We start from the raw sequence: 23887 nt of genomic DNA, 5'->3' as shown, positions 1-23887 counted from the left end.
GCCGATCGGGCAAGCCACGCAAGCGCCAAAGTCGTCCCAACTTCGATCAGAAATGGGGTGTGTCAGTCGTCCTGCCAGGTCACGCCGTCACGCTCGGTCAGCGCGATCGCGGCGGACGGACCCCAACTGCCGCTGGGATAATGTTTGGGCTTGACGTCGTTGGCGTCCCAACCGGCGCGGATCGCGTCGATCCAGGCCCATTGGGCCTCCACCTCGTCGCGGCGGACGAACAGCGTCTGGTCGCCTTCGATCAGGTCAAGCAGCAGCCGTTCATAGGCGATGCGGCGGCGGGTCCCGGCGAACTCGGCATCGAGCGACAGGTTCAGCGGCACCTCGCGCAGGCGCAGGCCTTCGCGGTCGAGGCCCGGTTCCTTGGCCATCACCAATAGCTGGATATATTCTTCCGGCTGCAGGCGGATGACCAGCGTGTTGGGCTGAAGGATACCGCCGCGGCCCGCGAACATCGAGTGCGGCACCGGCTTGAACTGGATCGCAATTTCCGAGCGGCGGGTCGCCATGCGCTTGCCGGTGCGCAGGTAGAAGGGCACGCCCTGCCAGCGCCAATTGTCGACATGCGCCTTGATCGCGACGAAGGTCTCGGTCTTGGACGGTTTGCCCAGTTCGTCGGCATAGGAGCCAACGATCTTGCCGCCGACCGCGCCGTCCACATATTGGCCGGTGACGGTGTTGTGCGGCACCTCCTCCGGCGTCATCTGGCGCAGCGAGCGGAAGACCTTGGCCTTTTCGTCGCGGATCGCGGTGCCGTCATAACGGGCGGGCGGTTCCATCGCGATCAGCGCGAGCAGTTGCAGGATATGGTTCTGCACCATGTCGCGCAGCGCGCCGGCGCCTTCATAATAGCCCGCGCGATCCTCCAGCCCGACGGTTTCGGCGATGGTGATCTGCACATTGTCGATGCCGTGGGCATTCCAGATCGGCTCGAAGAAGAAATTGCCGAAGCGTAGCGCCAGGATGTTCTGGACGGTTTCCTTGCCCAGATAATGGTCGATGCGGAAGGTCCGCTCCTCGGGAAAGCCGAACGCGACCGCGTCGTTGATCTCCTTGGACGAAGCGAGATCGTAGCCGAGCGGCTTTTCCAGGCCGATCCGCACCGTCTCGCCCGCCAGACCAACCGATTCGAGGCCCTTGATGGTGGACTCGAAGAGGCTGGGCGCGGTCGACAGATAGATGGCGAGGCCGTTCGAGACGTCGCCGACCTTCTCCGCCAGGGCCGGAAAGCCGTCGGTCTTCGAGGCATCGAGCGACTGATATTGCAGGCGGCTCAGGAAGCTCTCGATCTTGTCCGCATCCTTGCGGTCCTCGGGCAGGAAGGTGTCGAGCGCGTGCGAGGCGAACTCGCGGAAGCTGGCATCGTCATGATCCGATCGCGCGGTACCGGTGATGGTCAGCCCGTCGGGCAGCAATCCGTCCGAGTGAAGATTGAACAGCGACGGCAGCAGCATCCGCTGCGACAGGTCGCCGGTCGCGCCGAACAGCAGCAGCTTGCCTACGGGATTGCGCGTCATGACGTCTCCTTAGAGGACGAGGCCGGCGGTCGGATCGAGCCCGGCCATGATGTTCAAATTCTGGACCGCCGCACCACCGGCACCCTTGCCCAGATTGTCGAGCGTGGCGATCAGTCGAGCCTGACCCGTGGCCGCATTGCCGCACACGCGCAAGGTCATCCGGTCGGTTCCGGCATTTTCCTCGATATTCACCGCCGCTACGTCATCCGGGGCGAAGCGCACGATGCGACTGTCGGCATAGGCCTCCGCTAGCACCTGAACGACGTTGTCGAGCGACGGCGTGCCGGGCAGCGCGTGGAGGGGCAGGGGCACCTCTACGACCATGCCGCGATAGGTGTCGACCACGGCTGGCGCGAAGATCGGCGCGTGGGTCAGGCCGGAATGGCGCTGCATCTCCGGTGCGTGCTTGTGCGCGAGCGTCAGGCCGTAAGGGCGGAAGGCGCGGTTGGTCGCACTTTCATATTCGGCGATCATCGCCTTGCCCCCGCCCGAATAGCCCGAGGCGGCGTTGACCGAGACCGGCCAGTCGGCGGGGATAATCCCTGCGCGCACCAGCGGACGGACGAGCGCGAGAAAGCCGGTGGGGTAACAGCCGGGATTGGACACGAAACGCGCCGCCGCGATCCGCTCGGCTTGATCGGGCTCCAGCTCGGCGAGACCATAGACCCAGTCTTCGGCCGTGCGGTGCGCGGTCGAGGCATCGACGACGCGGGTACGGTCGTTGGCGATCAGCGACACCGCTTCGCGCGCCGCATCGTCGGGCAGGCAGAGAATGACGAAGTCGGCGTCGTTGATCGCCTCGCGCCGCGCCCCGGCGTCCTTGCGGCGATCATCGGGCAGGGTGAGGATCGACAGGTCGGGCCGGCCAGCCAGCCGGTCGGCGATCTCCAGGCCCGTGGTGCCGGCGCCGCCATCGATGAATACCGTCTTGGTCATTGCACCGGCTCCAGCAGCGTCGCATCGCAATAGCCGACCAGCCCGAGCAGCGGCGCGATGCCCCAGGCATGGCCACCCGCCAGCTCCAGCACCTCAAAGGCTTCGCCAGCCTTCAGTTCGGCCAGCACCGCCGAGTCCGCGCGCCGCCCCTCGCGCAGGGTAGCCGGGGCGTTGGTGCGATAGGAGAGGGGAGCCGCATAATGCGGCGCGAATACATATTCGGCGAGCCGCACATCGGCCAGGTCGGGCCGCACCGCATGGGTGCGCGGGTCGAGGCTGACCGTGCGCCCCTGCAGGGAAAAGCTCTTACGCGCTGGCCCGTTGGAGGGTGGGGGCGTCGCCAGCGCCGATGAAATGTCCGAATTCTTCAAGAAAGTCCGCCCCTTCAGGTGTCCTGGCGACAAAGATGTTCCGCTTGTCGCTATCATCGCGTTGGCGGCGCAGATAGCCCAGCGTTCCCAGTCTATTCAAGGCGCGGGTAACGACAGGTTTCGAGACGTTCAAGGCGCGCGCCAAACCGCGCACCGTATGGGGGCCGGGACGGAGATAGACGACGAGTAGCAAGGCCATCTGTCGATTGGTCAGATCAGGTTCACCGGAACGGACATAATCGACCAAGGCGCTCATCCAGGCCAACAGCGACTGCGGTTCGTGTGGGTGGGACACGATAGCGATTCCAATGGCTGTGCCGGCCTTTGCCGGACGTTGTTTCGATGTCATAACGCCCCTTGTTCGCGGTGGTTTCCACTCATGTTCCGCCATCCGTAACATCTTAAAATCGGCGCGCGGCGGAACCATTTGGTGGCTCGTGAATGCGCTGGGACCCCGCGCATGGTTGATCGCAAGCGTTGCCTCGCCTATGTGCGCGCTTTCGCACACCCTTTCATCGGGATCATACGCGCCTCATGTTCGCTTTCCTGCTCGTCATCCACGCCATCATCGCTGCGACGCTCGTCACGGTGATCCTCATGCAGCGGTCGGAGGGCGGCGGTCTGGGCATGGGCGGCAGCCCGTCGGGCCTGATGTCGGCGCGGGGTGCCGCGGATTTCCTGAGCCGCGCGACGGCGGTCCTGGCGACCGCCTTTGTCGGCTTCTCGATCCTGCTCGCGGTCCTCGCCGCGACGCGCAGCGCGCCGACGATCGACACCTCGCTGGCCCGCACGCCCGCGACTCAGGCGCCGATCACCCAGCCGGCCCCGGCACCGGTTCCCACCGGCGCGGCCCCCGCGACCCAGCCGGCGGACAATTCGGCGGTTCCGCTCGCCCGCTAAGTCTCGTTTCCATCGCAGCATAGGCCAACGTGCCGCCGACAATTTCCGGCGGCGCGCATCTTTGCTGTTGTCGTTTCCACCCCATCCAAGCTAGGCGATTCTTCCCATGGCGCGGTATATCTTCATCACCGGCGGCGTGGTCTCGTCGCTCGGCAAAGGCCTCATGGCGGCCTCTCTTGCGGCTCTTTTGCAGGCGCGCGGTTACCGCGTGCGCATCCGCAAGTTCGACCCCTATCTTAACGTCGACCCGGGCACGATGAGCCCGTATCAGCATGGCGAGGTCTATGTGACCGACGACGGGGCCGAGACCGATCTCGACCTGGGTCACTATGAACGCTTCACCGGCGTGGCCTCGCGCCAGTCGGACAATGTCACCTCGGGCCGCATCTACAAAACGATCATCGAGCGCGAGCGGCGCGGCGACTATCTGGGCGCGACTGTCCAGGTGATCCCGCACGTCACCGACGCGATCAAAGCGTTCGCGCGGGCCGATACGGTCGATGAGAATGGCGAGGATCTCGATTTCGTCCTGTGCGAGATCGGCGGCACCGTGGGCGATATCGAATCGCTCCCCTTCATCGAGGCGATCCGCCAGCTCAAGAACGAGCTGGGCCGTGGCCAGTCGATCAGCATCCACGTCACGCTGGTGCCCTATATCGCGGCGGCGGGCGAACTGAAGACCAAGCCGACCCAGCATTCGGTGCGCGAGATCGCGGCACTCGGCGTGTCGCCCGATGTGCTGGTCTGCCGCTGCGAGCATCCGCTGCCCGCGTCCGACCGCGCCAAGATCGCGCTGTTCTGCAACGTGCCGCCGTCCGCCGTCATCCCAGCACTCGACGCGTCGAGCATCTATGCGGTGCCGCTCCAGTACCATGCCGAGGGTCTCGATTCGGAAGTACTCCGCGCGTTCGGTATCGAGCCGGAAGGCGCGCCCAACCTGTCGCGCTGGACCGAGATCGTCGACCGCCTGACCAATCCGGAAGGCGAAGTGACGATCGGCGTGGTCGGCAAATATGTCGGTCTGCAGGACGCGTACAAGTCGCTCAACGAAGCGCTGGTCCATGGCGGCATCGCCAACAAGGTGAAGGTCCATATCCGCTGGATCGACGCCGAGCTGTTCGAGGGCGACGAGAGTGAGATCGCGCAGCAGCTCGAGCCGTGCCACGCCATCCTCGTCCCCGGCGCGTTCGGCGAGCGCGGCGCGCAGGGCAAGATCGCGGCGGTGCGCTTCGCGCGCGAACGTCGCGTTCCCTATTTCGGCATCTGCTTCGGCATGCAGATGGCGTGCGTCGAGGGCGCGCGCGATCTCGCCGGGATCGCTGATGCGTCGTCGACCGAGTTCGGCCCGACCTCCGAGCCGGTGGTCGGCCTGATCACCGAATGGATGGGCCGTGACGGCCTGGAGAAGCGCGAGGCGAGCGGCGACCTGGGCGGCACGATGCGGCTGGGCGCCTATCAGGCCAAGCTGGCGGGCAACAGCGTCGTCGCCTCCATCTATGGCGGCGAAGACATCTCCGAGCGGCATCGTCACCGCTATGAGGTGAACACCGCCTACAAGGAAGCGCTGGAGAAGGGCGGCCTGGTTTTTAGCGGCATGTCGCCCGACGGCACGCTGCCCGAGATCGTCGAGCGGCCCGACCATCCCTGGTTCGTCGGCGTGCAGTTCCACCCGGAACTCAAGTCCAAGCCCTTCGACCCGCATCCGCTTTTCGCCAGCTTCGTCGAAGCGGCGGTGAAGCAGAGCCGGTTGGTATGATTTTGGAACCCCGCCTCCCAGATGGAGGCGGGGTTTTCCTTTGGGGCAATCCTATCCTCCGTTCAGCCTGAGCGAAGTGGAAGGTCAAGGCCAAGGGAAAGCCTGTCCACCTGGGGGTGGCAAGGCATGGGCTTCGACTACGCTCAGCCTGAACGGTGGTCCGGACTCGTCCAGACACAAACATAAGGCGCCCGGACCCGTCGGTCCGGACGCCCCGCGACGTCTTCAGGGAGTGAAAGACGCCGAGTGGATTAGGCCGCCTTGGCCTCGTCGGCCTGATCGGCGTGATGTTCCACTGCCGCGAGCGGCTGGCCCGTCTTGATCGCGATCGTCTTGGGCTTCATCGCTTCGGGCACCTCGCGGACGAGGTCGATGACGAGCAGACCGTCGTTCAGGCGCGCATCCTCGACGAACACGAAGTCCGCCAGTTCGAAGCGCCGTTCGAACGAGCGATTGGCGATCCCGACATGCAGGAAGTTGGGCGAATTCGCCTTGTCATCCTTCTTGCCGGTGACGAGCAGCATATTCTGCTGCGCGGTGATCTCGATCTCGTCGCGGGCAAAGCCGGCCACCGCCAGGGTGATGCGGTAACGGTCGTCCGCCAGACGCTCGAGGTTGAAGGGGGGGTAATTCTCCGCTGAAGCGCCACGCGAATTGGCCTCCAGCAGATCGAATAGCCGGTCGAAGCCGATGGTCGAACGGCGATACGGGGTCAGATCGATACGCATGTCAAAACCTCCATCAGAAGCGAATTGAAACGGGATCGGCCGGTGCGCCCCGGCACGGGGGTCTCGACCCATCCGTGCGGCCCGCTATCGGCACCACACGCGAACCGATATGGTTCGTAATGAGATGCATTCAAGGGCCGTTTCGGATCGAAAAGCAAATCTTCGCTGGCCCCAAGGCACCGACGGCTTGAACGCCTACTAAAACGATGTGTGAATAGGAGGTGAAATCAAAAGGGGAGCTTCCATGTCCTTGACCCTGGCCTTGATCCTGGCCGCGCAAAGCGGCGCGCCAGCCGCCGCCGACCCGCAAGACGCGAGCCCCCAGGCTCCGACCACCCAAGCCCGTCGCGACGAAGGGCGGTTGGGCACCGCGCAGCAGGGTGGGGGGGATGTGGTCGTTACCGCCCGCCGTCGGGCCGAGACCATCCAGACGGTGCCCATCGCCATATCGGTGATCGGCGGCACCGCGCTGGCCGAGACGGGGACGTACAATGTCAACCGGCTGACGCAGATACAGCCGACGCTGCAATTCTATTCGACCAACCCGCGCAATTCGGCGGCCAATATCCGTGGCTTGGGCGCTCCGTTCGGCCTTACCAATGACGGGATCGAACAGGGCGTCGGCATCTATGTCGATCAGGTCTATTACAGCCGCATCGCCTCGGCGACGTTCGACTTCACCGATACCGAGCGGATCGAGGTGCTGCGCGGGCCGCAGGGCACGCTCTATGGCAAGAACACCACGGCTGGCGCGATCAACATCATCACTCGCCCGCCCAGCTTCACGCCCGAGGGGCGCGTCGAGCTGAGCGCTGGTAATTACGATTTCTTCCAGGGCAAGGCGTCGGTGTCGGGCCCGCTGGTCGACGATAAGGTCGCGGTGCGGCTGTCGACCTCGATCACCACGCGGCGCGGCACCGTCTACAACACCCGGCAGCAGGAATGGCAGAACAGCCAGGACAATCTGTCGCTGCGCAGCCAATTTCTATGGCACGCGACCCCGACGCTCGACCTGACCCTGTCGGGCGATTATGCGCGGCAGAACCCCAATTGCTGCGTCCAATATTATGCCCGCGTCGGCGCGACGCAGCGGCCGCTCAACCGGCAATATGCCGCGCTGGCCGCCGCGCAGGGCTATAGCGTCCCCTCGACCAACGCCTTCGACCGGTTGACCGATGTCGATACCGATCTGCGCGCCAAGCAGGAATTGGGTGGCCTGTCGCTCCTCGCCAATTGGGATATCGGCGATGCGACGCTGACGAGCGTGTCGGCGTGGCGCTTCTGGCATTGGGACCCATCCAACGACCGCGATTTCATCGGTCTGCCCATCACCACCGTCTCCGCCAACCCCTCGCAGCAGAGCCAAGTGACGCAGGAGATCCGGATCGCGTCCAACGGCAAGCGGATGCTCGATTATGTGCTGGGCGCCTTTTACTTCTGGCAGTCGATCGACACCCAGGGGCTCCAAGTTCAGGGGCCGGCGGCGAGCGCCTTCCTGCTCAACCCGACCAGCGCGGCGGGGCGCAATCCCGCGACGCTCAACGGGCTAACCGCGCGGAACACGATCGGCTTCACCAACACCTCGGCGGCGCTGTTCGGCAAGCTGACCTGGCACCCGACCGAGCAACTGTCGATCGCACCCGGCCTGCGGCTCAACTATGATCGCAAGGACGGCTCCTATGTGTCGACCGTCACCAATGGCGCCGGTTCGGGCAACCTGACGAGCGACCAGCGCGGCGTGCTGTCGCCGCAAAGCTACGCCCCGTCCTTCACCAACTGGAATCTGTCCGGCGATCTGACCGTCGCCTATACGTTCAATCCCAACGTCCATTATTATGCGACCTATGCGCGCAGCTATAAGTCCGGGGGGATCAACCTGTCGGGCCTGCCGCTCGACCGGAACGCCAATCCGATCCTGGCGACGCAGACCGTGCGGCCCGAAAAGGTCAATCACTTCGAACTGGGGCTGAAGACCCAATTTGCCGATCGCCGCGCGACGGTGAACATCGCCGGTTTCTGGACCGAGATCGCGGATTATCAGGCGACGGTGAACAATCTGCAGGTCAATGTCCTGCGTGGCTATCTGGCGAATGCCGGCCGGGTGCGAACGCGCGGGATCGAGATCGATTCGGCCTTCCGCCCGACCAGTCGATTCAATGTCTACGCCAATGGTGCCTTTACCGACGCGCGCTATACCCGTTTCACCAACGCGCCGTGCCCGCCTGAACTGTCGGGTGGCACTGCGCTGCCCGTGGTGAATGGCCAGATCGTCGGGACGCCGGCACCGGCGGGCACGCCGGGCAATTCGCTGCCCTATTGCGATATCTCGGGGCAGTGGCTGCCCGGCGTCTCGCGCTGGGCGTTCTCCTATGGCGCGGAATATGACCTGCCCGCGACGGTGGCGGGGACCGAGGGGCAGTTCTACCTCGGCTATGATGGCAGCTATCGGTCCAAATTCTCGTCCAACCCGTCACGCTCGGCCTATACCGATATCAACGGGTACAGCTTGTCCAACGTCCGTGCGGGGTTCAAGGCGCCGGGGAGCTGGAACGCCTTTGCCTGGGTCCGCAATCTGTTCGACCATAATTACTACGAGCTGCTGGCGACCCAGTCGGGTTCGACGGGCCTGATCGTCGGGCAGCCAGGTGATCCCCGGACATATGGGTTCACGATTTCCAAATCGTTCTGATCGGAGCAATCGGCGACCCGACTATGGGCAGAGCTGAGCGGCACCTTCATTGGAGATGGGGGTGCCGCCGGACGGACCCGGCGTTGAAGCAGCAGCGCTTCACCAAGAGAACCTCCGATCCGCGAATCTCATAATCCGTCCAGATTCGGTTCATCTTGATCTGTTATAGCGAAGATCCCGTACGGGCGCCGGGCCGGCACCTGGGAACGGCAGTCTGGAAGCTCCCCGTTCCCTCGCCGGTCTCGGCGGCTTTTCGTCGGATGGTGAGTGAGAGCCGATGCCCGAATGACAAACGCCCGGACCGTTTCCGATCCGGGCGCCTGCGTGACGATCGCTCGTCAGCCCCCTTTTCCCACTCCCGCATCAACCTCTTTGGGTGAGCGTTGGAGCAATCCCCGAACCACGGCCGTTGCTGCCTGTGTCTCAGTGAGATTGTGGTACGTGAGCCTCACGGCTTTTGCCATACCCTTGCGGCATCCGCGCTACGATTGAGGTGGAAGTGTGTCCGGCACGCAACAATGTCCGTGCTGACCGGTTTCTGCCCGGTCGCCAGCGGTGGCATTGCCAGCATGGGGAGCCGCCCCTACAGCCGCATTCGCTTTAGGTTTTCCCATGGATCGATCGGACTTGCATGATCCTGTCTCGCTATGAACGGATGATCGCCCGGCGCTATCTGCTGCCGGGCAAGGGGGAGGCGTTCATCTTCCTCGTCGCATCGATCAGTCTGGTGGCGGTCATGCTGGGTGTCGCCGCGCTCGTCATCGTCATGAGCGTGATGAACGGCTTTCGCGCCGAGCTGTTCGACAAGATCGTCGGTCTCAACGGTCATGCGGTGGTGCAGGGCACGGGCGGCCGTCTGCCCGACTGGCGTGATATCGTGCGCGAGGCCAAGGCGACGCCCGGTGTGACTAGCGCGGTACCGATGATCGAGCAGCCGCTGATGGCGACCTATAATGGCCGGGTCGAGGCGGTGCTGGTGCGCGGCATGCGCGTCGGCGACATTCGCGGCAACTCGGCGATCCGGTCCAAGGTCATCATGGGCAATCTGATGAGCGTGACCCCCGGCAGCAACCGGATCGCGATCGGCAGTCGCCTGGCGGAGGCGCTGGGCGCACAGGTCGGCTCGGAGATTTCGTTGATCAGTCCGCAGGGGCAGACGACGCCTTTCGGCACGGTGCCGCGTATCGTCAGCTATACGGTTGGCGCGATCTTCGAGATCGGCGTGTATGATTACGACAAAGCCTATGTGATCATGCCGATCGAGGATGCGCAGACCTTGCTGCTGATGGGCGACACGGTCGGTATGGTCGAAGTACAAACCACCGATGCCGACCGGGTGGGCCAGATATTGGCGCCGCTCGCCGACAAGCTGGGCGGGCGCGCGGTCATCGCCGACTGGCGGACGATGAACGCGCAATTGTTCGAGGCGCTGGCGGTCGAGCGGGTGGCGATGTTCACCGTGTTGTCGATCATCATCCTGGTCGCGGTGTTCAACATCCTGTCCTCGCTGATCATGCTGGTCCGTGCCAAGACGCGTGATATCGCCATCCTGCGCACCATGGGCGCGACGCGGGGTGGCTTGATGCGCATCTTCATGACGGTCGGCACGACGATCGGCGCGCTCGGTACCGTCGCCGGGCTGGTACTGGGCGCGGTCTTCCTCTTCTATCGCCAAGCGGTGGTGAATTTCGTCCAGTTCGTCACGGGTCAGAATTTGTGGGACCCCTCGATCCGCTATCTGACCGAGTTGCCCTCCAAGCCCGATCCGATCGAGATCGTGGTGATCGCGGCGATGGCGCTGGTCTTCTCCTTCCTTGCCACGCTCTACCCCGCCTGGAAGGCGGCGAGCACGGACCCGGTTCAGGTGTTGCGCTATGAATGACCCGATCATCCGCATGGGGACCGCCATCGCGCCCCGCGCCGCCGAGCCGGTCCTGGAGACGGTCGGCCTCTCGCGCAGCTTCACCCAAGGCGGCCAGACGATCGAAGTGCTGCGCGGCGTCGATCTGGCCATCGCGCCGGGTGAGATCGTCGCGCTGCTCGGCCCCTCGGGATCGGGCAAGTCGACGCTGTTGCAGGCCGTCGGGCTGCTCGAAGGCGGTTTTTCGGGATCGATCCGCATCGCCGGCGAGGAAGTGTCGAAGCTCGACTCGCATGGCCGCACGGTCGCGCGGCGCGATTATCTGGGCTTCGTCTATCAGTTCCACCATTTGCTGCCCGATTTCACCGCGATCGAGAATGTCGTGTTGCCGCAACTGGTACAGGGCAAGTTGCCTGTCGCCGCTGATACGCGCGCCAAGGGCTTGCTGACCGCGCTGGGCCTTGGCCATCGCCTGACCCATCGGCCCAGCCAATTGTCGGGCGGCGAGCAGCAGCGTGTCGCCGTGGCGCGTGCGCTTGCGAACCAGCCGCCGCTGGTGCTGGCGGACGAGCCGACCGGTAATCTCGACGAGCATACGTCCGAAGTGGTGTTGGCCGAGTTCCTGCGGCTGGTGCGCGGTGAGGGCTCGGCAGCGCTGATCGCGACGCATAACGAACGGCTGGCGCTGAAGATGGACCGGGTGGTCCGCTTGCATGAGGGGCGGTTGCAATGAATGTCTGGGCAGAGACGCCGACACTGAAAGGCCGTCACGTGACATTGCGCCCTTTTGTCGAGGATGATCTGCCCGCGCTGGTCGAGGCGGCGCGCGAGGGTGGGCTTTGGAACATCTTCTACGCCAATGTCTCGATGATGAAGACACCTGAACGCTGGCTGGCGGCGGCGCTGAAGGAGCGTGACGTTGGCCGGGCGCTGCTCTTCACGGTCGAAACGCCGGATGGCGAGGTGGTCGGCACGACCCGCTATATGCGGATGGCGCCGCAGCATCGGCGGCTGGAGATTGGCGGCACCTTCTACGCCACCCGGGTCCAGCGTACGGGCGCGAATACCGAGGCGAAGCGGATGCTGCTGGCGCATGCGTTCGAGGTCATGGAAGTCCAGGCGATCCAGATCCGCACCGACTCGCTCAACAAGCGCAGCCAGGCCGCGATCGAGCGATTGGGCGCGAAGAAGGATGGCGTATTGCGCGGCCACCAGGTGATGGCCGATGGCCGCATCCGGGATAGTGTCGTCTATTCGATCATCGACCGCGAATGGCCGGGCGTCCGCGCCAATCTAGATTATCTGCTGGGGAAGCACGAATGAGCGACATCGGCAAATTCACCGTCACGGCGGCGGATGGCCGGGCCGTCGACATGTCCGCCTATGCCGGCCGCGTGCTCTTGATCGTCAACACGGCGTCCCAATGCGGCTTCACCCCACAATATGAAGGGCTGGAGGCGCTGCATCGTCGTTATGAGGCGCAGGGGCTGACGGTGCTGGGATTTCCCTGCAACCAGTTTGGTGGGCAGGAGCCGGGCGATGCGACCGAGATCGCGAATTTCTGTTCGACGACCTATGACGTGACCTTCCCCGTGCTCGCCAAGGTGGAAGTCAATGGTGACGGGGCCGATCCGCTGTTCCAGTGGCTGAAGGCGGAGGCGCCTGGGCTGTTGGGGACGAAGAGGATCAAGTGGAACTTCACGAAGTTCCTGGTCAACCGCGATGGTGAGGTTGTGGGCCGCTATGCCCCGACAACCAAACCCGAAGATTTGTCAAAGGATATCGAGGCCGTTCTGTAAGACTGCCTCCGTTCAGCCCGAGCGAGTGTCGTAAGGGCGCGCTCACAAGCTGCCCTATTCCGTCCTTTAAACGCCGAAAACGCCGAAATCGGAGCCTGAGCGATACTAGGCTTCGGCTCCCATCTCGTCAAAGGGCGAACGCGCTCGTTCCCTTCTTGTGATCCAGCGCGGACGCGATGGCGGTGATCCCACCGAACAGGAAGCTAAGACCCAGAATATAACCGGGCAACGTCATCGCGCTCCAGGGCAGGGTGGCGAGCACGAACAACGCCAGAATGATGTTCAGCACCCCCATGGCGATCATCCACCCGCGCCGCCGCCGCATCCGCGCGCCCAAGCCGATTTCCAATCCGCCGCGCAGGCCCAGCCACACCGCGACCAGCAAGGTGATCGAGATCGCTCCCGTTGCCGGCTCAAAGGCCATGATCAGGCCGATGATCAACGACACCAATCCGAAGCCGATGGCATAGCCGCGCCCCTCATGCCCTTTGCCGAAAATTCCGGCACCGATAGATACGATTCCCGAGGCGATGAAGAACGCGCCGATCACCAGGGTCGCCGCCAGGGTCGCTGGCACCGGGAACAGGAAGGCCGCGAAGCCGAGCAGTGCCGACAGCACGCCATAGGCCAGAATCCAGCCCCATCCCGCCCCGGGGCGGAGCGAGGTCGCAAAGGAACGGTCGGTGTCGGTCATCGTCTCTCGTCCCAATCTGGATTAATCCTCCAATCTGGATTAATCCTTCTGTCACCGTAACGGTTCGCCTTCCTCCCGGTTCCGTGCTGGTCGAATCACGCGGCGTCGGGTAGGGGGGGGTATGCATTCCGGATATGTGCCGCTTCGCATCTTTTCCTCCTTCACGATGCTGGACGGCGCGATCGATCCCAAGGCGATCGCGGCGCAGGCCAAGGCGAACGCTTTTCCCGCCGCCGGCCTGACCGATCGCAACGGCCTTTATGCCGCGATGGCCTTTTCGGACGCCGCGAAGAAGGCCGGCGTACAGCCGATCATCGGCACGATGCTGGGCGTCGCGCGGCCCGACATGCCCGATAGCGTGACGCCAGTGGTCGACTGGATCGCGCTCTATGCGCAGGACATGACCGGCTATGACAATCTCTGCGCACTCGTCTCGGCGGCGCATCTGGAGCGGCCGATCGAACTGGCCGCGCATGTCGGTTTCGACACGCTGGGTAAATTCAGCACCGGCCTGATCGCGCTGACGGCGGGCGGCGAGGGGGGCATCGCCCGCCTGTTCGCCGAGGGGCAGCCCGACCGGGCAAAGGCCTATTGCGACCGGCTTCAGGCGATGTTCGGCGACCGGCTCTATATCGAGCTCGCCCGACGCGACGATCCCACGGAGATCGCCGCCGAGCAGGATCTGATCGATCTGGCCTATGACCGCGATCTGCCCCTGGTCGCGACCAACCCCTGCTGCTTCGCCGATAGCGGGTTCCGCGATGCGCATGACGCCATGCTGTGCATCGCCAATTCGACCTATGTCGAAATGGACGACCGCCCCAAAAGCTCGCCCGAGGCTTGGCTGAAGCCTGCCGAGGTGATGAAGCAGCTCTTCGCCGATCTTCCGGAAGCGATCGACAACACGCTGGTCGTCGCGCAGCGCTGCGCCGTCATGGCTCCATGGCGCAAGCCCATCCTGCCCAGCCTTGCGGGCGACCGTGAGGGCGAGGCGGCGATGCTTCGTCGCGACGCGACCGCCGGTCTGGAGGCTCGGCTCGACCGTATCGCCGAACTGGAGGGCGAGGGCGAACCCGGCTGGCGCGAGGCCTATCACGAACGGCTGACGTTCGAGGTCGACATCATCATCCAGATGGGCTTTCCCGGCTACTTCCTGATCGTCGCCGACTTCATCAAATGGGCCAAGGATCACGATATTCCCGTGGGGCCCGGCCGTGGTTCGGGCGCGGGCTCGGTGGTCGCCTGGGCGCTGACCATCACCGACCTCGATCCTTTGAAGCTCGGCCTGCTGTTCGAACGCTTCCTGAACCCGGAACGTGTGTCGATGCCCGACTTCGACATCGACTTCTGCGAAACCCGGCGTGGCGAGGTCATCCGCTATGTGCAGGAAAAGTACGGCCGCGATCAGGTCGCGCAGATCATCACCTTCGGTAAGCTGAAGGCGCGCGCGGTGCTCAAGGACACCGGCCGCGTGCTACAGATGAGCTATGGCCAGGTCGACCGTCTCGCCAAGCTGGTGCCCAACCATCCGACCGATCCCTGGGACCTGAAGCGCGCGCTGAACGGCGTGCCCGAGTTGGCGAAGGAATATGCCAACGACAATCAGGTCCGCCGGCTGCTCGACCTTGCCACCAAGCTGGAGGGCTTGCCGCGCCACTCCTCCACCCACGCCGCCGGCGTGGTGATCGGCGACCGGCCGCTGGCGCAACTCGTGCCGCTCTACCGCGATCCGCGCTCGGACATGCCGGTGACGCAGTTCGACATGAAGTTCGTCGAGGGCGCCGGGCTGGTCAAGTTCGACTTTCTCGGCCTCAAGACGCTGTCGGTGTTGCAGAAGGCGGTGCAGTTGCTCCGCAAGCGCGGCGTCGATGTCGACTTGGGCGCATTGGCTTGGGACGACGAAGCCACCTACGCCCTGCTTCAGAAGGGCGATACGGTCGGTGTGTTCCAGCTGGAATCCGAAGGCATGCGGCGCACCCTGTCCGCCGTGCGGCCGACCAATTTTGGCGACATCATCGCGCTCGTGTCGCTCTATCGGCCGGGCCCGATGGACAATATCCCCAGCTTCGGTCGCCGCAAGCAGGGCACCGAGGAGATCATCTACCCGCATCCCCTGCTCGAACAGATATTGTCCGAGACCTACGGCATTTTCGTCTATCAGGAACAGGTGATGCAGGCCGCCCAGATCTTGGCGGGCTATTCGCTGGGCGGCGCCGATCTTCTCCGCCGCGCGATGGGCAAGAAGGTCAAGGCGGAGATGGACGCGCAGCGTGCCATCTTCGTCAAGGGCTGCCAGGAGGTGAACGGCATCCCGGCGCAAAAGGCCAATGAACTGTTCGATTTGATCGACAAGTTCGCCGGCTATGGCTTCAACAAGAGCCACGCGGCGGCCTATGCGTTGCTCGCCTATCAGACGGCGTGGCTGAAGGCGCATCACCCGCATGAATTCTATGCCGCGTCGATGTGCTACGACATGGCGCTGACCGACAAGCTGGCGATCTTCGTCGATGATGCGCGGCGCATGGGTGTGACGATGCTGCCCCCCTGCATCAACGCCAGCCAGGCCGAGTTCGATGTCGAACCATATGAGGATGGCCTCGCCGTCCGCTATGCCCTCGGCGCGCTCAAGTCGGTGGGCGAAGGGGCGATGGAGAAGCTGGTCGTCGAGCGCGAGGCGGGCGGGGCCTTCGCCTCGCTCGATGCGTTGGCCAAGCGGGTCGATCCCCGGCTGATGAACAAGCGCCAGTTGGAGACGCTCGCCTCGGCGGGGGCGTTCGACGGGATCGAGGCTAACCGCGCAGGCGTCCATGCGGTCGCCGAAACGGTTCTCGCCATCGCGGCGCGCACCCATGAGGGCCGGACTAGCGGGCAGGGCGGGTTGTTCGGCGAGACCGAGGTCGCGGGCGATGCGATCAAGCTTCCTTCGGGCGTGCGCTGGACGCTGTCGCAGCGGATGGAGCAGGAGAAGGAGGCGTTCGGCTTCTATTTCTCGGCACATCCGGTCGATCGCCACGCGCATATCGCCAAGATGCACGGAGCGCGCACCTATACCTCGCTGACCGAGCTTATCATCCCCGATGACGGTGCGCGGATCGGCGCGACCATGGCGGCGCTGGTCGAGGATGCCCGCTGGCGGACTTCGGCGCGGGGCAAGCGCTACATGATGGCGCAGCTCTCCGATGCGACGGGGCAGTTCCTGGCGACGTGCTTCGACGATTCGGTCGCGGCCGATTTGGAGAAGGCGGCCAAGGAGGGCGACTGCGCGCTCATCACCGTCGAACTCGATCGCCGCCCGGGCGAGGAAGCGCCGCGGGTCAGTATCAAGCGGGTCCAGCTTTTCGACGGCCTCGCCAGCATGGCCAAGTTCGTGGTCGAGGTGACGGTGACCGACAAGGCGGCCTTCCCTGCGCTGCGGGCGATGCTCGATCCCTTGCGCAACGGACGTGGCGAGGTGCGGGCCCGGATCGTCGGGGGGGATGGCGATACGCTGCTGACGCTTGGGCGGAATTTCCTGCTCGACGCCGAACTGGCGAGCCATATCGAGGATTTGCCGGGCGTGAAGGCGGTAGCGATGAAGTCGTCCGAGGCGCGGCTGGCTTTGGTCGGGTAATCCACCGCGCCTTTGCCCCGGCGCAGGCTGGAGCGAAGGCGCAAACCCATTGCACGATTCCAGCCTGCGCTGGGGTGGCAATTTTATCGAAACAAATCTTCGCGGGGGTGTCAGCCACCGACTTCGCGTCGATCCTGCTCTTCTTCGCCCGCGTCGCCGTGATTGCCATAGCCGCCGCCCGAGCTATCGGCTTCATCCTCGTTCGGGACCTGCTCCGGCTGAGTCTGTTCGGGATCGTTGATCATTCACTCTCTCCTTCAGGCGGCATAACGCTTTGGAGAACCAGCGCGATCCTCAAAACAGCTCACCTTGCGGACCTTTGGGCGGGCGGAACTGGCTGGTGTCGAGCATCGGCCGATCCCGATTGAGCCCATGCAGCCGACAGGCGCGGTGAAAGCGGACCCGCAGCAGGTCCGCCCAAGGCCCCTGACCCCGCATTCTGGTAAAGAAATCCGGATCATTGTCGCGCCCGCCACGCAAGCTCTGGATGATCGCCATCACCTTGCCTGCCCGTTCGGGAAAATGCGTGTCCAGCCAGGCGCGGAACAGCGGTGCGACTTCGTGCGGCAGGCGAACCGGGATGAAGAAGGCATGACGCGCGCCCGCTTCCGCTGCGCGAGCGACCAGATGCTCGATCTCGTGATCGGTAATCGCCGGAATGACGGGTGCGATCGAGACATAGGTCGGGATGCCTGCCGCGGCCAATTTCCCCACCGCGGCCAGCCGTCGCTCAGGCGTGGGCGCGCGGGGCTCGACCGTACGCGCGACCTTGGCATCAAGCGACGTAACCGAAATACAGACCGTGGCCAGCCCCTTGGTCGCCATCGACCCTAATATATCCAAGTCGCCCACGATCCGGTCGGACTTGGTGGTGATCGCCACCGGATGATTGGTTTCGGCCAGCACCTGCAAGATCGCGCGGGTAATCCGCCATTCGCCCTCGATCGGTTGATAGGGATCGGTGTTGGTGCCCAGCGCAATCGGCGCGACACGGTAGCTGGGTTTGGCCAGCTCGACCCGCAGAAGTTCAGCCGCGTTGGGCTTGGCGAACAACCGACTTTCAAAGTCCAGTCCTGGCGACAGGTCGTGATAGGCATGCGTCGGCCGGGCGAAGCAATAGATGCAGCCATGTTCGCAACCGCGATATGGGTTGATCGAACGGTCGAACGGCACGTCCGGCGAGCTGTTGCGGCTAAGGATCGTACGTGCCTGCTCGACCGTGACACTCGTTCGCAACGGTGGCGGTGAGCCGTCAATGGTGCTTTGTGCATCGAGCCAGTCCCCGTCGGCGATACTCTCGGGGAGCGCGAAGCGGCGGCTAATGGCGTTGACCGTCGCGCCCCGTTGCGCCCGCTTCGGCTGATCCGGCTTGCCCATCGGTCGAAACTAGGGCAGCTTTCGGAACATAGCAAGAACGATGGAGGTAGAGATGGCGCGGTTGGACTATCTGGAATTGCCGGTCGGGGATCGGGCGGCGGCGAAGCGCTTCTATGCGGAGGCCTTTGGCTGGACCTTCACCGATTTCGGACCCGACTATGCCGCAACGATGAGCGGGGATACGGATGTCGGGCTCGACGCCGCGCCGGAGAAGGTCAAGGCGCCTTCGCCGGTCATTCGCGTCGACGATCTGGAAGCGGCGCTTGCGGCGGTGGAGGCGGCGGGTGGCGTCATCGTCGTGCCGATCTTCGCTTTTCCCGGCGGGCGGCGGTTTCACTTCCGCGATATCGACGGGCATGAACTCGCGGCGATGCAGCCCGCGTAAATCAGCGCTCCAGCAGGCGCGGCATCAGTTCGACGAAGTTGCAGGGGCGGTGGCGGCTGTCGAGCTGGTCGCGCAGGATGCCGTTCCAGGCATCCTTGACCGCCCCTGTCGAGCCCGGCAGCGCGAAGATATAGGTGCCGCGCGCGACACAGGCGCAGGCCCGCGACTGGATGGTCGAGGTGCTGATCGTCTGGAAGCTGAGCCAGCGGAAGAGTTCGCCGAAGCCCGGGATTATCTTGGTCGCGACTCGCTCGACGGCCTCGGGGGTAACGTCGCGGCCGGTGACGCCGGTGCCGCCGGTGGTCAGGATGCAGTCGATGCTCTCATCATCGATCCAGCGGTGAAGCTGCGCGACGATATGATCGGCATCGTCGCGCAGGATGGCGCGCTCGGCCAGTTCGTGCCCGGCCTCGGTCAGAAGGCCGACCAGCGTGTCGCCCGAACGGTCCTCCGCCAGCGAGCGCGTGTCGGAGACGGTCAGGACCGCGATGCGGACGGGGGTGAAATTGCGAGTGGTATCGATCGGCATGGCGGGTGGAACGTCCGGTGGCGGGTTTTGGGGGCGGGTGGGGCGTGGCCTTCGACTTCGCTCAGCGCGAACGGAGGTAGGTTGCTTATGGCGCGAAGCCGGTTCTGCGTCCAACCGCAGCGTGGGCATGCACTTCGACTTCGCTCAGCGCGAACGGAGGTTCGGCCGCTTATTCTTGCCTCTGCATGCTTCCCGGCCACCGTTCAGCCTGAGCGAAGTCGAAGGCCAAGGGAATCCCTCCGGCCCGTATCCGATCAATTCGCTTGGGGCAGCGCCGTATTCGACTGCGGGCTGACCGTCGCATTCAGTGCGATCGTCGTCCTGGGCGCGACGCTCGCCTGCGCAACATTGGGGCGTTGCAGCCGCACCGCCGACGCCCCCGGCAATCCGGGAAAGCGCGGCCACAGCCCCTGCGCCAGCGCAGCGCGGCTGGGCGACTTGGCCTTGCCGGTCTGGCTCTCGTACATCCAGTAGTTGCGCAGGACCATGGTCACATAGCCACGCGTCTCCCAATAGGGGATGCTCTCGATGTAGAGCAGCGGATCGCCGCCATCGCGGACCAGGCTGTTCCATTCACCGACCGGCTTGGGACCGGCATTATAGGCCGCGATCACCTTGGGCAGCAGGCCGCCGGTCACGGTGGTCATATCGCGCAATCGCTCCAGATGGCGCTGGCCGATATCCATATTGGTCGACGGCTTGGTCAGCGCCGAACGGTCGATCGACACACCGCGTTCACGCGCGAAATCGGTTGCCGCGGCCGGCATGATCTGCATCAGGCCATAGGCGCCCGCCGGGCTGACCACCTTGTTGCGGAAGCCGCTTTCCTGAAGCGTGTGCGCATAGACCAGCGCCTTTTCGACACGCCAGCCGCTGTCGGGCGTCCAACTGGGCGTCGGATAGCGCGCCTCGGCGGTCGCGGTGACGCCTGCGGGACAGTTATGCGCCAGCCAGACGGTGGTCGCGGGCAGGTCGAGCGATTCGGCGAGGCGGACGAGGCTGCGGAATTCGGTCGGCTGGCCGATCCGGGCCTGCTGGCGGATGACCTGATCGGCCAGATCGGTCTCGCCGATTTCGACGAGGGCGGCGGCAACCAGGATATTGGGACGACGATCGAGCGCGGCCCAATCGGTCGCGACGAGCTGCCCGCGCGGTTCGCGCTGGCCCTGCATGCCGAGCGCCTGACGCGCCAACTGGCCATAGAAGCTTTCGCGATACTGGGCAGCGGTGCGTAGCCGCCCCTCGATCCGGTCGGGGCGCCCGCACACCATGTCCGCGCGCGCCGCCCAGTACAGCGCCGCCGCACGCAGATCGACATCGGTCGCACGCGCCGCCGTGCCCTCAAACGCGGTTTCGGCGGTCTGGCAGTCATTCTGCCGCCACGCCGACAGGGCGATGGTCCAGCGGCCCTGGATCGCCCAGTCGCCATAGCCATTGGCGGCCTTGGTCGCCATGGCGCGGGCATTGGCGTCGTCGCCGGACAGGAAATACATCCAGGCCACGCGCTGCTGCCACTCGGTCAGCGCGTCGGAGGACAGGCCGGAGGTCGATTCGAGCAGCGCCTGCGCCGAGGCGCCGTCATCGGCCTTGACGAAGGGCTGCATCTTCACCGCCAAGTCGGCGGCGATCATGTCACTCTTCACGCTCTTGGCACGGATGCGGCGGGGGGCGCCGTCCTGCCAGATCAGGGTGTGCGTCTCGGGCAGCGGCGGCAGGTCACGCGCGCCCCGCGACCGAGCAAGGCGTGCGAGCTGTTCGGCCTGGGGCAGCTCAGGCGCTTCGTTGAGCAGTGCAACCAGCCGCTCGACATCGACCTTGGGCGATCCCTTGGCGGTATAGAGTTCGGCGCGCGCGATGGCGTGGAGCGGCCCGGGCTTCAGCGCATCGAGCTGCAGTTGCGCATCGGTCCACCGGCTGTCGCGGATCGCTGCGAAGACGCGGGCGTAACCGGCCTTCTGTTCGGCATCGAGAAGCGCGGGGATGCTGGGCGGCGCCTTCAGCGCGGCGGGGCTGCGGGTGCTGGCGGTGTCGAGCGGGTCGGCCATCGCGGCCCCGCCCATCGCTGTTCCGGTGGCCAGCAGGGCCCCGATCGCCAGCGTGCGTCCGACAGCGTAGCCCAGCTTCATTCCGCCAAGTCCCCCATGAGCAACTGCAAATCCTTCCAGCTTTCCGCCTTGGCCATCGGCTTTTCGATCAGAAAACGCGGATGGAAACTGGCGACCGCCTGACTTTTGCCGTTCTTATGGTCAACAGCATGCAAATGTCCGCGTGCGCTGGTTAATTCGGTCCCGAGGACGGCACGGCTCGCCGCATTGCCCAGCAGGAGAAGCCCGCGCGGGCGGATCAGCCCGACATGATGGCGGGCAATCTCGGCCAGCCGGCTTTCCAGATCGGCCGGGGTGCGGCCGGCGAGAGGCCGCCGCGCGCAGACGGAGGCGAGGTGGACGGTCTCGCGCGACTGGCCGATCGCGGCCAGCATCCGGTCGAACAACCGGCCGGGCGCGCCGGACAGGATCTGCCCCGCTTCGCCGTCATCGCGATCGGGGCAATCGACCAGCACCATCAGCGTGGCATCGGCAGGGCCCGTCGCGGTCAGCGAAATGCCGTCCCAGGACGCCTCGGGCGCGGCATCGGACAGGCGCCATTCCAAAAATGCCGTCAGCGTATCGGGCAATTGCGCCGCGGCCGGCGTCAGGATCGGGGCCAAGGGATGCGGTGCGGCCGGTGACTGTGGCGCCGATGGCGGTGCGAAGCTGACCGGCCGGATGGGCTCCGCCATCCAGTCGCGGGGTTCATCCTCGACGAGCAGGTCGACGCCGGCATCGTGCCACCATTCCAGCAGGCTGGCCGCCAGTGCACTGTCGAGCGGTGCGGTGTCGAACGTCGGAATGGCCCCCATATCGAATTAGCCCATGCTGCAAGGTTGACGTGCGCGTCAATCTGTCGGATCGACTGTCAGGACAGAATGTTTCCCGTCCGCGCCCGGACGAGCCCGTCGAACGGGACGCTATATGCGCGGCGCGGACCAGATGCGAGGATGCCATGAGCGAACGCGAATCGATGCCCTATGACGTGGTGATCGTCGGCGCTGGCCCAGCGGGCCTGTCGGCGGCAATCCGGTTGAAGCAACTGGCGGCTGAGGCGGGCGCTGAGCTGGCCGTCTGCGTTCTCGAAAAAGGGTCCGAGGTCGGCGCGCATATCCTGTCGGGCGCGGTGATCGATCCGATCGCGCTCGACGAGCTGCTGCCCGACTGGCGTGAGGATGGCTGTCCGCTGGCCGAGGTGCCGGTGACCGAAAATCTCCACTGGATTCTGAGTGCGAACAAGCACCGTAATCTGCCGCATGCGCTGACCCCGCCATTCATGCATAACAAGGGCACTTATACGGGGAGCCTGGGTAATCTGTGTCGCTGGCTGGCCGGCAAGGCCGAGGAACTGGGGGTCGAAATCTTCCCTGGTTTCGCGGCGGCCGAAATCCTGTTCCATGAGGATGGCCGGGTGAAGGGCGTCGCGACCGGCGACATGGGCGTGGCGCGCGACGGTACGCACAAGCCCGATTATCAGCCGGGCCTCGAACTCCACGCCAAATACACCTTCTTCGCCGAGGGCGTGCGCGGGCATTTGTCCAAGGAGATCATCCGTCAGTTCGACCTGGCGCGCGACAGCCAGCCGCAGGTTTACGGCCTGGGCGTCAAGGAATTGTGGGACATTGATCCCGCCAAGCATGTCCCGGGACGGGTGATCCACACCCAGGGCTGGCCGCTGGGGGATGACGCCAATGGCGGCGGCTTCATCTATCACCAGGCGGGCGGGCAGGTCGCGCTCGGCTTCGTGACGTGGCTGAACTATACCAACCCGTACATTTCCCCTTTTCAGGAGATGCAGAAGTGGAAGACCCACCCGGTCATCGCCGAGCTGCTCAAGGGCGGCAAGCGCGTCTCCTACGGCGCCCGCGCGATCAATGACGGCGGGCTTCAGGCGATCCCGAAGCTGACCTTCCCCGGTGGCGTGCTGGTCGGCTGTTCGGCGGGCTTCCTCAACGTCCCGCGCATCAAGGGTACGCACGGCGCGATGAAGTCGGCGATGCTGGCGGCCGAGGCGGCCTTCGCGGCGGTGCAGGCGGGCCGCGAGGGCGATGAGTTGACCGATTATCCGGAGGCGTTCCGCGCGTCGTGGCTCTACAAGGAGCTGTCGACCGTCCGCAACGTCGTGCCGCTGGTCAAGAAATATGGCGACACGATGGGCTCGGGCTTGGCGGGCGTCACCATGTGGGCCGAGCATTTCGGGCTGAAGATGCCCTTCACCATGAAGCATAAGCCGGATCATGAGAGCCTGTGGCGCAAGGATCAGGTGAAGAAGCCCGATTATCCTAAGCCCGATGGCGTGCTGACCTTCGACCGACTGTCCTCGGTGTTCCTGTCGAACACCAATCACGAGGAGGATCAGCCGGTCCATCTGACGCTGAAGGATGCCAGCGTCCCGATCGAACACAACCTGCCCTTGTTCGACGAGCCCGCGCAACGCTACTGTCCAGCCGGTGTTTACGAGGTGGTGGGCGCGGAAGAGGGCGATCCGAAGTTCGTGATCAACGCCCAGAACTGCGTCCACTGCAAGACGTGCGACATCAAGGACCCGACCCAGAATATCAACTGGGTCGTGCCGGAAGGCGGCGGAGGACCCAATTATCCCAATATGTAAGCGGCCGCTTTTTCCATCGATCCTGATG

The 23887-nt window shown here is 64.7% G+C and carries 21 protein-coding genes; 10 read left to right on the top strand and 11 right to left on the bottom strand.

Going from position 1 to position 23887, the window contains the following annotated elements; genetic code table 11:
* Nucleotides 1-62: 62 nt before the first annotated feature.
* The 4 genes from zwf to SP6_RS06220 are packed head-to-tail and all read right to left on the bottom strand — an operon-like array spanning nt 63 to nt 3089.
* Nucleotides 63-1526 carry a glucose-6-phosphate dehydrogenase gene (gene zwf, locus SP6_RS06235; RefSeq protein WP_007403296.1) on the bottom strand — a complete coding sequence of 488 codons (1464 nt, stop codon included), beginning with the start codon at nt 1524-1526 and terminating at the stop codon, nt 63-65.
* A 9-nt stretch (nt 1527-1535) separates the two neighbouring features.
* Nucleotides 1536-2462, bottom strand: coding sequence for an N-acetyl-gamma-glutamyl-phosphate reductase (gene argC / locus SP6_RS06230; RefSeq protein WP_007403638.1), 927 nt, complete (start codon nt 2460-2462; stop codon nt 1536-1538).
* Nucleotides 2459-2833 (bottom strand): SH3 domain-containing protein, encoded by a 375-nt coding sequence (locus tag SP6_RS06225; protein WP_227876618.1) that lies wholly within the window; start codon nt 2831-2833, stop codon nt 2459-2461. Before SP6_RS06225 ends, argC begins: the two co-directional genes overlap by 4 nt.
* A complete protein-coding gene (locus SP6_RS06220; RefSeq protein ID WP_007403552.1) occupies nt 2769-3089 on the bottom strand; it encodes a MarR family transcriptional regulator in 321 nt (106 codons plus the stop codon). The genes SP6_RS06225 and SP6_RS06220 overlap by 65 nt, the downstream gene beginning before the upstream one ends.
* A gap of 278 nt (nt 3090-3367) precedes the next feature.
* Between SP6_RS06220 and secG the strand changes: the two genes are divergently transcribed.
* Nucleotides 3368-3733: a preprotein translocase subunit SecG gene (gene secG / locus SP6_RS06215; RefSeq protein WP_007403639.1), complete on the top strand. Its 366-nt coding sequence runs from the start codon at nt 3368-3370 to the stop codon at nt 3731-3733.
* 106 nt (nt 3734-3839) lie between these two features.
* Entirely contained in the window at nt 3840-5489 is a 1650-nt protein-coding gene (pyrG, locus tag SP6_RS06210) for a CTP synthase (protein WP_007403348.1), read from the top strand.
* 251 nt (nt 5490-5740) lie between these two features.
* On the opposite strand, the gene SP6_RS06205 is transcribed toward pyrG, so the two are convergent.
* Nucleotides 5741-6217 carry an Hsp20 family protein gene (locus SP6_RS06205; protein WP_007403323.1) on the bottom strand — a complete coding sequence of 159 codons (477 nt, stop codon included), beginning with the start codon at nt 6215-6217 and terminating at the stop codon, nt 5741-5743.
* Between the two features lie 244 nt (nt 6218-6461).
* Between SP6_RS06205 and SP6_RS06200 the strand changes: the two genes are divergently transcribed.
* From SP6_RS06200 to SP6_RS06180, 5 genes are all read left to right on the top strand, one after another.
* Entirely contained in the window at nt 6462-8906 is a 2445-nt protein-coding gene (locus tag SP6_RS06200; protein WP_007403336.1) for a TonB-dependent receptor, read from the top strand.
* 631 nt (nt 8907-9537) lie between these two features.
* Nucleotides 9538-10788: a lipoprotein-releasing ABC transporter permease subunit gene (locus SP6_RS06195; protein ID WP_007403338.1), complete on the top strand. Its 1251-nt coding sequence runs from the start codon at nt 9538-9540 to the stop codon at nt 10786-10788.
* A gap of 13 nt (nt 10789-10801) precedes the next feature.
* The gene (locus SP6_RS06190; protein ID WP_042468710.1) at nt 10802-11500 is read left to right on the top strand and encodes an ABC transporter ATP-binding protein; all 699 of its coding nucleotides are present in this window, start codon (nt 10802-10804) and stop codon (nt 11498-11500) included.
* A complete protein-coding gene (locus SP6_RS06185; RefSeq protein ID WP_007403347.1) occupies nt 11497-12090 on the top strand; it encodes a GNAT family N-acetyltransferase in 594 nt (197 codons plus the stop codon). Before SP6_RS06190 ends, SP6_RS06185 begins: the two co-directional genes overlap by 4 nt.
* Entirely contained in the window at nt 12087-12566 is a 480-nt protein-coding gene (locus SP6_RS06180) for a glutathione peroxidase (protein ID WP_007403358.1), read from the top strand. The genes SP6_RS06185 and SP6_RS06180 overlap by 4 nt, the downstream gene beginning before the upstream one ends.
* A 127-nt stretch (nt 12567-12693) precedes the next feature.
* Here SP6_RS06180 and SP6_RS06175 read toward each other — a convergent pair whose 3' ends face one another.
* Nucleotides 12694-13260: an HdeD family acid-resistance protein gene (locus SP6_RS06175; RefSeq protein WP_007403452.1), complete on the bottom strand. Its 567-nt coding sequence runs from the start codon at nt 13258-13260 to the stop codon at nt 12694-12696.
* 121 nt (nt 13261-13381) lie between these two features.
* Here SP6_RS06175 and dnaE point away from each other — a divergent pair, with 121 nt between their 5' ends.
* Nucleotides 13382-16870: a DNA polymerase III subunit alpha gene (gene dnaE, locus SP6_RS06170; RefSeq protein WP_037567464.1), complete on the top strand. Its 3489-nt coding sequence runs from the start codon at nt 13382-13384 to the stop codon at nt 16868-16870.
* 110 nt (nt 16871-16980) lie between these two features.
* Here dnaE and SP6_RS21610 read toward each other — a convergent pair whose 3' ends face one another.
* Nucleotides 16981-17115, bottom strand: a complete 135-nt coding sequence (locus SP6_RS21610; protein ID WP_007403274.1) for a hypothetical protein — start codon at nt 17113-17115, stop codon at nt 16981-16983.
* 49 nt (nt 17116-17164) lie between these two features.
* Nucleotides 17165-18247, bottom strand: coding sequence for a PA0069 family radical SAM protein (locus SP6_RS06165; protein ID WP_007403311.1), 1083 nt, complete (start codon nt 18245-18247; stop codon nt 17165-17167).
* 52 nt (nt 18248-18299) lie between these two features.
* Between SP6_RS06165 and SP6_RS06160 the strand changes: the two genes are divergently transcribed.
* Nucleotides 18300-18632 (top strand): VOC family protein, encoded by a 333-nt coding sequence (locus SP6_RS06160; RefSeq protein WP_007403408.1) that lies wholly within the window; start codon nt 18300-18302, stop codon nt 18630-18632.
* A 1-nt stretch (nt 18633) separates the two neighbouring features.
* Here SP6_RS06160 and moaB read toward each other — a convergent pair whose 3' ends face one another.
* From moaB to SP6_RS06145, 3 genes are all read right to left on the bottom strand, one after another.
* Entirely contained in the window at nt 18634-19161 is a 528-nt protein-coding gene (moaB, locus tag SP6_RS06155; RefSeq protein WP_007403627.1) for a molybdenum cofactor biosynthesis protein B, read from the bottom strand.
* 254 nt (nt 19162-19415) lie between these two features.
* Nucleotides 19416-21287, bottom strand: a complete 1872-nt coding sequence (locus SP6_RS06150; protein ID WP_007403218.1) for a lytic transglycosylase domain-containing protein — start codon at nt 21285-21287, stop codon at nt 19416-19418.
* Entirely contained in the window at nt 21284-22060 is a 777-nt protein-coding gene (locus tag SP6_RS06145; protein WP_007403398.1) for a uracil-DNA glycosylase, read from the bottom strand. The genes SP6_RS06150 and SP6_RS06145 overlap by 4 nt, the downstream gene beginning before the upstream one ends.
* A gap of 143 nt (nt 22061-22203) precedes the next feature.
* Between SP6_RS06145 and SP6_RS06140 the strand changes: the two genes are divergently transcribed.
* On the top strand, nt 22204-23859 hold the full coding sequence (locus tag SP6_RS06140; RefSeq protein WP_007403267.1) for an electron transfer flavoprotein-ubiquinone oxidoreductase: 1656 nt from the start codon (nt 22204-22206) through the stop codon (nt 23857-23859).
* Nucleotides 23860-23887 lie beyond the last annotated feature (28 nt).

The sequence above is a fragment of the Sphingomonas paucimobilis NBRC 13935 genome (genome assembly GCF_000739895.2).
Classification (GTDB): domain Bacteria; phylum Pseudomonadota; class Alphaproteobacteria; order Sphingomonadales; family Sphingomonadaceae; genus Sphingomonas; species Sphingomonas paucimobilis.
This window is presented reverse-complemented; position numbering and strand designations above follow the sequence as displayed.

Excerpts from the sequence above, each read along its gene's own strand:
- SP6_RS06175 (WP_007403452.1), bottom strand. The coding sequence starts at position 13,260 with ATGACCGACACCGACCGTTCCTTTGCGACCTCGCTCCGCCCCGGGGCG.
- SP6_RS06180 (WP_007403358.1), top strand. The coding sequence starts at position 12,087 with ATGAGCGACATCGGCAAATTCACCGTCACGGCGGCGGATGGCCGGGCC.
- SP6_RS06220 (WP_007403552.1), bottom strand. The coding sequence starts at position 3,089 with ATGAGCGCCTTGGTCGATTATGTCCGTTCCGGTGAACCTGATCTGACC.
- secG (WP_007403639.1), top strand. The coding sequence starts at position 3,368 with ATGTTCGCTTTCCTGCTCGTCATCCACGCCATCATCGCTGCGACGCTC.
- SP6_RS06165 (WP_007403311.1), bottom strand. The coding sequence starts at position 18,247 with ATGGGCAAGCCGGATCAGCCGAAGCGGGCGCAACGGGGCGCGACGGTC.
- dnaE (WP_037567464.1), top strand. The coding sequence starts at position 13,382 with ATGCATTCCGGATATGTGCCGCTTCGCATCTTTTCCTCCTTCACGATG.
- SP6_RS06150 (WP_007403218.1), bottom strand. The coding sequence starts at position 21,287 with ATGAAGCTGGGCTACGCTGTCGGACGCACGCTGGCGATCGGGGCCCTG.
- SP6_RS06190 (WP_042468710.1), top strand. The coding sequence starts at position 10,802 with ATGGGGACCGCCATCGCGCCCCGCGCCGCCGAGCCGGTCCTGGAGACG.
- SP6_RS06185 (WP_007403347.1), top strand. The coding sequence starts at position 11,497 with ATGAATGTCTGGGCAGAGACGCCGACACTGAAAGGCCGTCACGTGACA.
- SP6_RS06200 (WP_007403336.1), top strand. The coding sequence starts at position 6,462 with ATGTCCTTGACCCTGGCCTTGATCCTGGCCGCGCAAAGCGGCGCGCCA.
- SP6_RS06140 (WP_007403267.1), top strand. The coding sequence starts at position 22,204 with ATGAGCGAACGCGAATCGATGCCCTATGACGTGGTGATCGTCGGCGCT.
- SP6_RS06160 (WP_007403408.1), top strand. The coding sequence starts at position 18,300 with ATGGCGCGGTTGGACTATCTGGAATTGCCGGTCGGGGATCGGGCGGCG.
- moaB (WP_007403627.1), bottom strand. The coding sequence starts at position 19,161 with ATGCCGATCGATACCACTCGCAATTTCACCCCCGTCCGCATCGCGGTC.
- SP6_RS06205 (WP_007403323.1), bottom strand. The coding sequence starts at position 6,217 with ATGCGTATCGATCTGACCCCGTATCGCCGTTCGACCATCGGCTTCGAC.
- pyrG (WP_007403348.1), top strand. The coding sequence starts at position 3,840 with ATGGCGCGGTATATCTTCATCACCGGCGGCGTGGTCTCGTCGCTCGGC.
- zwf (WP_007403296.1), bottom strand. The coding sequence starts at position 1,526 with ATGACGCGCAATCCCGTAGGCAAGCTGCTGCTGTTCGGCGCGACCGGC.
- SP6_RS21610 (WP_007403274.1), bottom strand. The coding sequence starts at position 17,115 with ATGATCAACGATCCCGAACAGACTCAGCCGGAGCAGGTCCCGAACGAG.
- argC (WP_007403638.1), bottom strand. The coding sequence starts at position 2,462 with ATGACCAAGACGGTATTCATCGATGGCGGCGCCGGCACCACGGGCCTG.
- SP6_RS06195 (WP_007403338.1), top strand. The coding sequence starts at position 9,538 with ATGATCCTGTCTCGCTATGAACGGATGATCGCCCGGCGCTATCTGCTG.
- SP6_RS06145 (WP_007403398.1), bottom strand. The coding sequence starts at position 22,060 with ATGGGGGCCATTCCGACGTTCGACACCGCACCGCTCGACAGTGCACTG.